Raw genomic sequence first — 12,915 nt, 5'->3', positions numbered from 1 at the left:
CGGCTGCCACACCGAGGATTTCCCGTCGGGGGCTAGATATATGCTTCCGGAGCATATACTTTCCGGAAACCTACAGGTCAATCCGTGAAAATCCGCGATTCCGGACACACTTTTTGACCCTTAACCCCCAAAAGACGCACCCCTTGAAGTCTAGTCCTTTGCTGACCTGTGCGTATATTGGTCACGTTTTCTCGGATTGCGTCTCTTGGCACTCATTTCCTCATTGGCCATCAGTGAACTGGGGAAACAAAAAAGGGGGACCCGCTGCTCTCAGCTTTTGCAAGGTTTGCCCGGTGTGTGTTGGGGGTGCCTCATTGATTTGGACTAAGGGCGCAGGTCGGAGGGGGCGTCGATAGTTGGAGCGGTGCGAAGAGGGGATTTGCGATTCTTGCGCTGCGTATATGTAGCTCTTAGCTTGAGCTGACGGTGGTAAACGACGTATATTTGTACAGATTACTTAGGAGAAGTCTGTGCGCTCGCTCCTAGGCTTCGAATTTCTCTCAATAACGTACGAATCAGGAGACCATAATGACCGGAAACGGTAAGTCCGGACGCGGGCTGTTTTCCAGCATTCGCAAAGCGGCCGTTGCTACGGCGACCGCTTTCTCTTTAGCTATCGGTGGGATGGCCGTCCCGGCGGTGAGCGACCACGCCGCCGAGGTGGCGCTGCCGTCGGCGTCGGCAACTGTTATCACTGATTTGCCCATTCAGCAGGCAAAAGTGACTAAAAAGGGGCAGCGAAAAATTTCGTGGGCGATACAGTCTGTAGGGTCGGCGCGATATCCAATCCCTATCTCCGGGATTTTTACAATCACTCCTTGGCTGGAGTCCAAAAAGCCGATCGTGCCGATCGGTAAGGTAAAAGTCCAGATCAAGCAGGGTGCTGAAGTTGTTGAGACTCTAGGCGAGTTTGATTTTCCGATCACCTCTGACGGGAAGTCCTATAAGCTTGATCTCTCCTCCAAGTGCACCACCTCTTCGCCTTGTTACCTCCCACAGTCTGACGTCCACTCATTGTGGATTGAGTCTGCGAACGATCTCGATCGAAAGCTCTTGGGAAACTTCGAGCAAGGTCGCCTTCAGGGAGGCTTTGGGCACCGTGAAGCTGAGGAAAAGAAACCAGAAGCCCCCAAACAAGGTTGGGTAGCGGGCCTTGTACAGGTACCGAATGGCTACTCGGCCTCCGATGTTGACCTGAAGATTGATGGGCGCCCAGTTCAAGTTGGTGGCAACGGCTGGTTTGTGAGCGAGAAGTTCAATGCTGGGACGTACGGCTGGGAAGCTCGCCTGAACGATAAGACTTCAACGTCAAGCGGTAGCGTTACAATCAGTGCTGACCAGCAGTCCTACCTCAATATCAAACTTGAGGAGCGCAAGGGGACCGTTTTGGTCCATATGCACGATCGTCATGGCTACCCGCTGTGGAACACGGGAGGTAGCCTGCAGATCAAACGTACCGACCTTGGCCCGAGTAACGGAGCTTCAATTGACCATGGGAATTGGTCGTCGACTGAACTAACCGGAAGCTACGGCGACTACCAAATTTGGTACAGCGGCTCGGATGAGTACTTCCCTACATCAGCACAGTCGTTCAATATCCCAGGGAACCGGCCAAGTGAAATCAGGTTCTACCTGCAGCGCAAGGAGGTAAGCGGTAGGGTTTACCTGCCGTCTGGTTACTCGTTCAATGCTGCGCAGGGGCTTACCCTCACAGTGTTTGACCAAAACAAACGCGAGGTCCGGAAGGTATCTCTCCTGGACTCTGGGGATTACAAGATTCAGGGTCTGGACAATGGAAGCTACCGCTTCCAGCTCTCTGGTGACTACATCAATACCGTTTCACGAACGGTGAATATTAGTAACCGTACGATCGACGGAGTTGACTTCCGACCAACGTTGAAAGAGGCCCGCGCTAAGGTAGAGATCCAGGTCCCAAGCAACGAGAACTTTGATGGCGGAAAGATTCGCCTGAAATACAACAATCAGACTTGGGGTGACTACCCATACAAGAATCAAGCAGGATACGACCTCGGTGTTGTCAACCCAGGTGAGGTATCCGTCCAGCTGATCGACCGGAACGGAAAGGTCGTAGGCAGCGGTTATGAGTTCGTGCTTCCAGGCGAAACTAAGATTGTGCGCGCCACAGTGTCCAAGACGCTGGCTTCCTACCAGGGCGTGGTGCTTGACCAGTTCGATAAGCCAATTTCTGGTGCCACGGTCTCTGTAAACGGCAAGAGCGTGAAGACGGACGGTCGCGGCCAGTTCGTTGTTGCAGGCGTGAAGCCCACTGCGACAGTTCAGGTCAAGGTCGATGCAATTGATAACTACACCTACGAACTGAATACGTCAGTGCCTGTCAATAAGACTGAAGGCGGCAAAACCTACGATCTTCCTGACCCGCTGAAGCCGAACTTTATGACGAAGGAACTCCTTCTCCAGTTCCTCGGCGGTGAAGAGGGCGCTGCGGGCGTGACGTGGGAAGTCGCTCCGAGCCCGAACCATAAGAAGGCAAACGGGGCTGAAGGACGTAAGGGCGTCACTGATAAGAACGGCTTTGTCCAGCAGGTGCTGTACCCAGGCACCTACGATCTCAAGCTGACTTCTCCGAAGGGCGACCTGGGCGACAAGTACACGTTCGAGAATGCTCCTCGAACCGTCACGATTGATCCCAAGAATGGCATGCAAGTCCAGGAGATCACGCTGAAGAAGAACCCAGGCGAGATCAACGGTCGCGTCATCTACGACGATGGCAAGCCAGTGGTGAATGCCGAAGTTCGAGTTGGCAATGAGACGGTTCGTACGAACTGGAACGGCTACTACACCTTTAACAGGGTCGCGGCTGGTACTGACTCGGTAACCGTTGCTGCCGCAGGTGACGGCACCTACGCAGAGGCCTCGCAGAAGTTCTCCGCGCTCAAGGCAGCGGAGAGGAAGACTGTCGAAGACATCAAGGTCGACCGAGCAACCTCCCGCATTGAAGGCACCGTCCGCATCGACGGGAAGCCTGCTTCGGGTGGTGTCTCGGTGGAAGCAAAGGGCCAGAACGGCGCGTACATCGACTTCGGTGGCGTTGACTCGAGCGGTAAGTTCTCCTTTGCAAATACCGGTTCCGCGAAGCTGCTGCCAGGTAAGTACGAGGTCACGGTCCGAAACTCGGGTGATGGCCGCTTCGACGAGACGACCAAGTCTGTCACCGTCAAGCCTGGAGAGGCTGCAAAGGTTGAGTTTGACCTCAAGGAAAATCGCGCTCCAATTGTCGCGACCGTCCGTAATGAGGCCGGCGAGCTAGTCAGTGGCGCAAAGCTGACTCTCAAGGACGTTGACACTACCTGGACCGAAGGCGAGCGCGGCGTGTACACCTCGGGCAACCTGCCTGCTGGTGAGTACATCGTCCAGGTTGAGGCAAACGACACTCATGGTTCGACGCAGGGTAAGGTCACCGTGAGGTGGGCTGCAGGTGGCCGCGCTAACTACATCGTCACCCGTAACCCGGGCACCGTCACGATTAACGTCACTGACGATGCAGGGCAGCCAGTAAACGGTGTGAAGGTGCGGCTTAAGGGCACGCAGTCTGACGCTTACAAGACGCAAATCAACAAGGACTTGACCACCGCAAACGGCAAGGTCGCTTTCGATAAGGTTCCAGTCGGTACCTACAAGGTCACCATTGAAGACTCTGCAGCATACGACGAGGCCCAGGCTATTGAACTCAAGGTCGATGCAGCGGGCAACGTCGTTCGCGATGTGAAGCTGCGTCGTAAAGATGCATCCATGACGGTCCACGTCATGGATGAGAAGAGCCGTGCTATCGCGTCACCAGTCATCAAGCTGATTGATGAAAACGGTGCAGAGACCAAGGGCACCGGTGACGTGAACGGCAAGGTCGAGTTCAACGAGCTGCGCCCAGGTACTTACACGATTGAGGTTGAGCCGACGGATCGCCACAAGGGCGGATCGAAGTCCGGCGTCACCATCAAGCCTGGCACCACAGCAGCTGATAACAAGGAATTCGTCAGGGTGACCAACGAGTCCGCGACGGTGATCGGTACCGTCGTCGACGAAAACAAGCAGCCAGTTGCTGGCGCCACCGTCAAGGTGACGAACGAAGGCACGCAAGAAGTCACGACTGACAAGGACGGCAAGTTCGTCGTCGAGGGCCTCAGCGAAGGCAACGCAACCTTTGAGGTCCCGAAGACTAGCGAGTACACCGGTAACAACCTCACCGTGAACGGTCTGCTGCCAGGTGATCAGAAAGAGATCACCATCGAGGTCACCCGAGACTTTAAGCGCCTCAACGGCTCCGTGCTTGACGACGGCGGCAATGCCATCGAAGGCGTCGAAGCACAGTTGATCCAGAACGGTGAGGTAGTAAAGACCCAGACCACCGATAAGTCCGGTAGCTTTGCATTCGACAAGATGGAGCCGGGTACCTACACGGTGAAGGTCGAGGAGACTGACACCCACCTCGCTGGTGAGAGCGAAAGCTTCGAGGTTGTGCTTGGCCAGGGTACGGATCCTGTCCAGGTCTCCTTGCAGCGCAAGCCAGGCAGCATGAAGGGTAAGGTCGAATTCTCGAACAACAAGGTTGTCGACGGTGCCGAGATCCGACTGGTACCGGAGTCCGGCGATCCAATCGATCTGGAATTCAACAACGAAGGCAACATTGCCGTGCCAGAGCTACCAGCAGGTACGTACAATGTTGAGGTCAAGTCCCCGGACAACTACAAGCGCGTAAGCGTTCCACCACTGACGGTCTACCCAGGCAAGGAAGCTGACTTGGGCGTGATTAAGTTCACCGCCGAGATCGGCGACGTTGCAGGCACTGTCCGTGACGAGAACGGCGAGCCTGTTGGCAAGGTCAAGATCAAGCTGCAGCGAGCAGGCCAGCAGCCAATCGAATCTGAATCTGCCGAAGACGGCACGTTCTCCTTCACCAAGGTCCCGGTGGGCGATTACACGGTTGACGTTGTGCAGCCGGAGAAGTTCAAGCCGGTCCGCGGTCTGACCGCCACGGTGAAGCCTGCCGAGGAAACGGCTCTTGACATCACCCTCGAGACGAAGCCGACGAAGGGCACCATCAAGGGCAACGTTGAGGACGAGGCCGGTGAACCGGTTGCGAACGTTGGTATCTCGCTCGAGCCGACCTCCGGCAAGGGCAACACCATCGACGTCAAGGTCGCCGAAGACGGCACATTTGACGACGCCACCATCCCAGCAGGCTCCTACAGTCTCAAGGTGACCCAGCCTGTTGGCTACGAACCGGTGGACAACATCCCGGTCAAGATCGACGCCGGTAAGGAGCGTGTCGTCCCGACCATCACGCTGAAGAAGAGCGAGGTGGAGGCCGAAACCGGTAGCTTCATCGGTGGTGTCTACGACAAGGCGACGAATGCTCCGCTGCCGCAGACCGGCCTGGTTCTTGTTGGCGACGCTGGACGCTACCCGGTGGCTATTAACGCTGACGGTTCGTTCCGTCGCAACGGCATCCCAACCGGTAACTACCAGTTGAAGATCGCGCAGCCGGAGGGCTACCTCGAGCGTGCGGACATCACCGTTGTCATCGAGACGGGCCTGGACAACTATGCCCAGGACATCAAACTGGAGAGGATCCCAGTTGAGAACACCCCGACCACGGGTACCCTGCAGGGCAACGTGCTCGGCGTGAGCGAGGGCAAGCCAGTCGAGCAGATTGCTGGCGCGAAGGTGAACATCCTCCGCCTCGGTGGCGGATCTACGCAGGTCACCACGAACGATTCGGGTATCTTCACGGCTTCCGGTCTCGAGCCGGGCGAGTACGTCGTCCAGGTGGAGGCACCGGAGGGCTTCAATACGCCGCGTTACCAGCGTGTCGTTGTTGAGGCTGGCAAGACGAACGGCGACCTGCGGGTCTATCTTGAGCGTAAGCCGACGCCGAACCCGAAGCCAGGTGCAGCACCAGGCACGATCAGCGGCTGGCTCCTTGATGACGGCAACTACCCAATCAAGGGCGGCACGGTTCGCATCAAGGGCACCGCAAAGAATAAGGACGGCAGCCCACGCCTTGACGAGGACGGCAAGCCTATCGAGACACTTCCAGCGGTGAAGATTGGCAAGGACGGCTACTTCACCACGGATCGCCTTGAGCCAGGTGAGTACACCATTGAGCTCGACGTCCCAGATGGCTGGCCAAAGCCGAAGGGCTGGCCGAAGAAGGTCACTGTCACTGAGGACAAGGCGATCGAGCTTGGCCTTGTCAGCATCAAGGCACCGCGAAGCAACGTCGAAGGTGTTGTTGACGACGGCTCCGGCAACCCAGTCGAAGGCGTCATCGTGACCGCGACCGACCCGCGTGGTGATACCAGCGTGGTCGCCACCGACAAGAATGGTAAGTTCGTCTTCGATAAGGCGCTGCCGGGTACCTCCACCATCGAGGTGTTCACCCCGCAGGGTATCCAGAACGTAGACCCAATGTACGTTCCGGTCAAGCCTGGCCAGGACGTTGCAATCCCTGGCGTCCACCTGACGGAGAAGCAGCTCAAGCTGAGCAAGCGTGTCCGCGGGTACGATGCCGACGATATGGACAGCGCCCCGATCCTCCCTGAGGACTGGGACCTGATCTACGGCTTCGTGATCACCAACGAGACTGACGAGATCATCAAGAACATCACCCTGGATGACCCATTCCTGGGAGATGCCAAGATCACCTGGCCTGAGGGCTGGGATAAGCCAGAGAATCGCACCTTGGAGCCGGGCGAGCACGTGTTTGCCTCCGCGAAGATTCCGCCGCAGAAGGACATGTCCGTTGTGAACAACATCGCGACGGCCCGCGGTACGGGCAGCAAGGGCCAGATGGTGGCGTCGACACCTGATAACGCAGTGGCAAGAATTGGTTCTGCCTCTGTGGAGAAGAAGGTCAACGCACGGTTCGGTGTGGATAAGAACAAGCCAGTGTCCCTCGATGTGGATGAAGACATGTACTTCACCTACGAGATCATGAACCGTGGCGCCGCACCGATGTACAACGTCACCCTGACGGACGAGGTCTGCGAGTGGAATGAAGGCACAAGCGAAGACGATTCCAACGAATGCAAGCCGATGGAAATCGACCTGCCGAGCGACTGGAACCGCACCCTGCTGCCAGGCGAGCGCGTCTTCCTCACCGCTGCGCTACCGCCGCTGAAGCCAGGCACCCGTCACCACAACAAGGCGCTGGTGAAGGCCGACCTTGACCAGCCGCGTCGTAGCCCAGGTATTGAAGAAGAGAAGGGCATCTACGAGGAGGACCCACCGTCAATCCTGACGGTTACCCCGAACAAGAACTCGTGGGGTAACGCACACGTGATTGTGTCTGAGGGCAAGACCCCGAAGGGCTACATCGATGGTGTGCTCAGCGGCCTGCCGGCTGGCCTGCTCACGGAGGCGAAGGTTGAGCTCATCTCGGAGGACAACAAGACCTCCCTGAGCGCAACCGTCGACGGTAACGGAAAGTTTGCCTACGGCAACGTCACGCCAGGCAAGTACAAGCTGCGCGTGACCAACCCGTCCGAGGACGTCATGAAAATCGCTGGCGAGTACGGCATCCCGACCGAGAAGGCAGCCAAGGGTGGGAAGATCACCACCAAGCTGTTCGAGGTCGAAGCAGAACAGCCGACGGACCTCAGCATCCAGCTGGTGAAGGCGGAAGTTCCGAAGGAAGGCAGCTCCCTTGGGCGCTGCATCACGGAGACCTCCTCCGCCTCGAACCCGGCGATGTACCTCATCCCGCTCGGCCTGCTGGTCGGCGCGATGGCGGGCAGCCTGGTCATCTACGAGGATCAGTTCAACGCCGTGGTCAAGCAGTTCAACCAGGCCATGCCGCAGCTCGCAATCGAGCGTCCGGCGTGGATGAACCAGATCAGCCGCCAGCTTGAGCAGCTGCACCCAGCAGCGGGTCCGGCAGTGCTGGCCATCATCCTGGTCGCGGTCGGTGCCATCGCGGTGGGCCTTGCTTACGCAGCCTGCGAAGCTGGTGCTGACGGCTCCAGCAAGGGTGAAAGCTCCAGCAAGAAAGAGCAGACCCCTAGTGAGGAAAAGGTCTCTTAGCCCAAAGCGCTAAGGACGAGCGAAAAGCAACCCGCCACCACGAAAATGGTGGCGGGTTGCTGCTTGAGAAGTACCACATCGTTTTGTACATTGAATGGTGGATTACTGGGTTTGCAGCCCCGCAACCTATACGAGAGGGAACAATGAAAATTTCGAAGACCGCTGGTTACTACGGCCGCTTGGCGATGGCGTCCGCACTCGCCGGGACATTCACACTCGTCCCAGTGGCAGCGAACGCTGACACCACGACCGAGACGCCCACCCAGGCGCCCGTCACCACGACAGCAACCGCTCCTTCGAGCATTGCTTCCTCCAGCGTGACGCCGAGCGCCAGCGCCACCCCAACCGTGAGCGTTTCTCCGTCCGTCGCGGGTGCGCCAGCAGTGGCGACGACGCCAGCGAAGGCGAAGAAGGCGTCGACAAGTGATAAGCCGGGCACTGGTACGAGCGGTGTAGAGCTCGAGTCCGGTGCGTGGACGTACACGGCGGTGGCGGGGCACCCAACCGACGGCAGCGTCTACGCGCTGTCCACCGCGCCGCAGGAGAACCACCTGCTGAAGATCGACCCGGCGACGGGCAACGTCGAGGATCTTGGGGCTGCACGCGTCGAGCACGGCGCACTTCCAACCGACATCACCACGGCAACCATTACCTCTCATGGTCGCCTGATTGTGTCGGAGGAGCTGGCTAAGGACGGCGACAGCTACTACGCCATCGACCTGGACAAGCTGAGCACGGCCTCCACCCCGGTGTTCACCGAGCACAAGGTGTCGGTGGATACCTTCAGCAAGCCGAAGGACTTCAAGGCACCCGGTGCGTGGGGCACGGCCTCCAAGAAGGTCGACCCGAAGGGGGAGTACCTGCACGCATACGCTGAAACCCTCGACGGCAAGCCAGCGCTGTGGACCCTGAACACCGACACCGACAAGCTCAGCGTGACCACGTTGAAGGTGGCGCGTGGCGTGAAGACCGAGGGCATCGATCGTCTGGGTGAGGTTGCCTACGCAGTGACCAAGGACACCGACGTCTTTGTTGCCGGCGACAAGGACGGCAACACCGTTGAGTTCAAGCCGACGCAGCTGAAGATCGGCCCTGGCGACGAGCTCGTGGCCACGTTCTCCCAGGACGGCGACGACACGCTCAGCGAGGTGCTCGGCGCCGATAAGAAGTTCGGATTCACCGCCATCAAGCACGCGGGTGAGGAAAAGGACACGGATACGTCGGCTTCGGACAAGACGAAGGCCGATGCGGAGGCCCCGAGGTCTGACAATACTGCGGAGCAGGCGGATAAGAAGCCGTCCGAACCGACGAAGTCTGACGCTGAAGCTGCGAAACCTGCTGAGCCGACGAACAAGGATGCGGACAAGCAGCAGCCTCCGGCCAACAACAGTGAGAAGCCGTCCTCAACTCCGACGCCAGAGGCCACCGAGCAGCGCACGCTCGAGGTCGAGATCTACGCCGGCACTGGTGAAAAGAAGAAGCCGGTCGAGGGCGCACGCCTGGTCGTCCCGAGCCTGGACAACCTCGAACTCGAAGGCGCAACCGACGCCGACGGCTACCTGTCTACCACCCTGCCAGCAGAGCTCAACGACAAGAGCTTCACTGTCCGCCTCGTAGAGGCACCGGAAGGCTACAAGAACAAATCCATCCAGATCAAGAAGGACGACCTGGTCAAGGAAATCACCCTGAACAAGGACACCCGCGCAACGAGCACGATGTCCAAGCCGCAGGAGATCCTTGAGGTATTCAAGGAAGTCAAGCCACTGCTCGGCGCGTTCGGTGCCCTTGCGGGTGCAGGCGCGGGAGCTGCAGGTTCGAAGTCGACAAGCTCGAAGACTTCGACGACCTCGACGTTCTCTAACTCGAAGAGCTCCGGCACCGTGTCCACCGGACGCACGACCAGCGCAACGTCCCGCAGCACGGCAGCGTCCCGTTCCACGGCGAAGAGCACCAGCAAGCGCAGCTCCAGCAAGTCCTCCTCGACGACCACGTCGACCCGCAGCGGGGACCTCGCCGATACCGGTACCCCGATGTCCGGCGTGATCACGCTCGGCATTGTGCTGTTCCTGATCGGTGGCGCGTACGTCTTCATGGGACGTCGCCGCGACGCATAAAGCGCATTAGCAGTACAGAGTAAAGGCCCGAAGGGAGTGATCCCCTCGGGCCTTTGCCGTACCTAGCAAACGCGAGTTAGAACACCTCGACGCGCCCGCCCAGAGACTCGATCTGGCGCAGCTGCTTCACCCAGCCTGGCGCGCCCGGGTGCAGGCGCATCACAGGGCGCGAAGAAATCTTCACCGGTGACACCGACTCACGTCGCGCGCCCGAACGCGCCAGCATACGGGTGTGCGCCCGGTGGCCGTTCTCGGCGAGGCGCTTCATGGAAGGAGCGTCGGCGGAGAGGGCGGAGCGGGCGTCGGCAAGCAGTTCGGTGAACTCGTCAATGATGTGCACGAGGCTCTCCGCGTTGGTTTCGCACATGTTGCGGACCAGCGACGGGTCCGTGCCCGCGACGCGCGTGGCGCCCTTGAATGAGCCAGCCGCCAGCGACTGCGCCAGCGTGCCGCCGCGATCCCCGACCACGGAGAGCGCCTCCGCGATGACGTGCGGCAGGTGGGACACGCGGGCCACTGCCTCGTCGTGGCGCTTCACTGACACCGGCACGGCCTCAGCGCCCGTCACCGCGACCAGGTTGCACACGTCAGCGAACAGGCTCGCCCACGTCTGCGGCACCTTGTCGACGCTCTCCGCGTAGTCATACGTCACCACCCACGCCGCGCGCTGGAACAACCCTTCTTGGGACGCCGACCAGCCGGAAAACTCGGTGCCGGCCATCGGGTGCCCGCCAACGTAGCGTTCCTCAAGACCGCGCTCCAGCACGAGGTCGTACACCGGCTGCTTCACGCTGACCACGTCTGTAATGCCGCAGCTCGGGGCGTGCTCCGCGATGGCGTCCAGGACGGTCGCCACCGCATCCATCGGTACCGCGATCACGATCAGGGCCTGCTGCGCCTCTGCCTTCTGCAGTGCGGCCTCGAGGTCGTTGGTGACGTCGAAACCATCTTTTTGCGCAGCCCTCGTGCCCGCATTCGAGTGCGTGTAGCCGAACGCATCGTGGCCGGCCGCGGTGAGGTCGCGAATGATGGAGCCACCGATCAACCCCAGCCCAACAATGCAGACGGGAGGCAGGTGGCGCGAAGAATGTAGGAATGAGGCAGTCACGGTTTCACATTCTAGTGACAAATTCACTGCGTGCAGGCTAATGTCGTGAGACATGGCACAGGAATTTCCAGACGGGTACGCAGTGACAGTCGCCCAGCACGACGGCGCATGGTCCGTGCACCGCTACAACGACAGCTTCGACTCGCTGGAAGACACCATCGCCGCAGTACGCCGCCTCCGCAGCGAAGGCCCGGCGTTTGCGCTGCTCAACGTCGAAAATGAGTACGTTGTGGTGCTGCGTCCAGGCCCAAACAGGGCACGCATCCTCCTTAGCGACGCCCCCATCGCCGTCGACGACGACTACGCCGCCGACGCCCTCGAAGAAGCCGGCTGCGACATCCCCGACATCGACCTCGACGACACCGACAGCTGGGCCGACGGCGACTTCGACATCCTCGCCGACCTCGGCCTCACCGAAGAACGCCTCAGCCTGCTCCTCGACGCCGACGAAGAACCCGCCGACCTCATCGACGACATCGCCGACGCCCTCGGCTTCGCCGACGAACTTCACGAAGCACTGCGGTAACGGTGGCCTGCTCAAGCTGGCAGCGGCGCGCCACCGCCCGCATGCAACAAGCGCTCGACCTCGCGGCAACGACCCCGCCCGGCGACGTGCCCGTCGGCGCCCTCGTCTTCGACGCTGGCGGCGAGGTGATCGGCCGCGGCGTCAACCGGCGCGAACAACGCCAAGACCCCACCGCCCACGCTGAAGTCGAAGCGATCCGGGACGCCGCGCGCACCCTCGGGACCTGGCGCCTTGACGGTTGCGAGCTCGTCGTCACCTTGGAACCCTGCACCATGTGTGCCGGGGCCCTGCTCGGCGCCCGCATCGACTCGCTCATCTTCGGCGCCTTCGAGCCCAAAACCGGCGCCGTTGGCTCCCTGCTTGACGCCCTCCGCGACCCTCACCACCTCCACCAAATCCAAGTCCGCGGCGGGATCATGGAACCCGAAAACGCGGAACTGCTCGCCGAATTTTTCCGGGACCTGCGCTAATACTTAACCGAATCGTTACAGTGCCGCCCTGCCAAAGTGGCTACGATGGGGAACCGTTAGCTTAAGAACGAAACGAAAAGGAGCAATCACATGGCTTTTGAAGGAGCAGCAGACAAGCTGAAGGGCACCGCTAAGGAAGCAGCTGGCAAGCTTTCCGACGACAAGTCCCTCGAGAACGAAGGCAAGGCCAACCAGCTCATTGGCGATGCAAAGGATAAGGTCAACGAGGCTGCCGACTCCGTCAAGGACAAGGCAAACGAGGTAGCCGCCAAGGTCGAGGACAAACTGAACGACTAGTCCCCGCCTTGATTTGGTTGCTCGGGCAAGAACCGTTACTCTGGTTTGCGGTAGCGTGTCCGAGCGGCCGAAGGTACTCGCCTCGAAAGCGAGTGAGGGTAAAACCTCCGCGGGTTCAAATCCCGCCGCTACCGCCAATTAAAAACAACGCACTCTGGGTTCGCCTGGGGTGCGTTGTTTTTTGGTTTTTGGGGGCCCGAGTGCGCGAGTGCCGGCTTAAGGGACATTTTGTGTGTTTTTACGGCGTGTCGCGATAAGGGACATTTTGTGTGTGTTTAGCTGCGTCCAGCCCACCCTTTTCTCACGCCTAAGCTGGGGTTCCACTGACCATCAATGCCG

Annotated in this window: 6 protein-coding genes and 1 tRNA gene; 6 read left to right on the top strand and 1 reads right to left on the bottom strand. The window is 59.6% G+C overall.

Annotation, left to right across the window (positions count from 1 at the left end):
* The first annotated feature begins 528 nt into the window (after window positions 1–528).
* Both JMN37_RS10875 and JMN37_RS10870 read left to right on the top strand, forming a co-directional pair.
* Window positions 529–8,061, top strand: a complete 7,533-nt coding sequence (locus JMN37_RS10875; protein ID WP_252932166.1) for a carboxypeptidase regulatory-like domain-containing protein — start codon at window positions 529–531, stop codon at window positions 8,059–8,061.
* 143 nt (window positions 8,062–8,204) lie between these two features.
* The gene (locus JMN37_RS10870; protein WP_071573760.1) at window positions 8,205–10,175 is read left to right on the top strand and encodes a hypothetical protein; all 1,971 of its coding nucleotides are present in this window, start codon (window positions 8,205–8,207) and stop codon (window positions 10,173–10,175) included.
* A 76-nt stretch (window positions 10,176–10,251) separates the two neighbouring features.
* On the opposite strand, the gene JMN37_RS10865 is transcribed toward JMN37_RS10870, so the two are convergent.
* A complete protein-coding gene (locus tag JMN37_RS10865) occupies window positions 10,252–11,283 on the bottom strand; it encodes a prephenate dehydrogenase (RefSeq protein WP_252932165.1) in 1,032 nt (343 codons plus the stop codon).
* A gap of 52 nt (window positions 11,284–11,335) precedes the next feature.
* On the opposite strand from JMN37_RS10865, the gene JMN37_RS10860 reads away from it, so the two are divergent.
* The 4 genes from JMN37_RS10860 (at window position 11,336) to JMN37_RS10845 (ending at window position 12,713) form a co-directional block, all read left to right on the top strand.
* Complete coding sequence (locus JMN37_RS10860) at window positions 11,336–11,809, top strand: tRNA adenosine deaminase-associated protein (protein WP_070975138.1); 474 nt, start codon at window positions 11,336–11,338, stop codon at window positions 11,807–11,809.
* Window positions 11,810–11,850: 41 nt separating this feature from the next.
* The gene (locus JMN37_RS10855) at window positions 11,851–12,279 is read left to right on the top strand and encodes a nucleoside deaminase (RefSeq protein WP_071567969.1); all 429 of its coding nucleotides are present in this window, start codon (window positions 11,851–11,853) and stop codon (window positions 12,277–12,279) included.
* 90 nt (window positions 12,280–12,369) lie between these two features.
* Window positions 12,370–12,576 carry a CsbD family protein gene (locus tag JMN37_RS10850; protein WP_070363288.1) on the top strand — a complete coding sequence of 69 codons (207 nt, stop codon included), beginning with the start codon at window positions 12,370–12,372 and terminating at the stop codon, window positions 12,574–12,576.
* A 49-nt stretch (window positions 12,577–12,625) separates the two neighbouring features.
* Window positions 12,626–12,713 (top strand) — tRNA-Ser (locus tag JMN37_RS10845).
* The last annotated feature ends 202 nt before the right edge of the window (window positions 12,714–12,915 follow it).

Source organism: Corynebacterium lipophilum (assembly GCF_024102595.1).
In the GTDB taxonomy this organism is placed as follows: Bacteria; Actinomycetota; Actinomycetes; order Mycobacteriales; family Mycobacteriaceae; genus Corynebacterium; species Corynebacterium pseudogenitalium.
The sequence above is the reverse complement of the archived record's forward strand: the minus strand, read 5'-3'. Positions and strand labels throughout refer to the sequence as shown.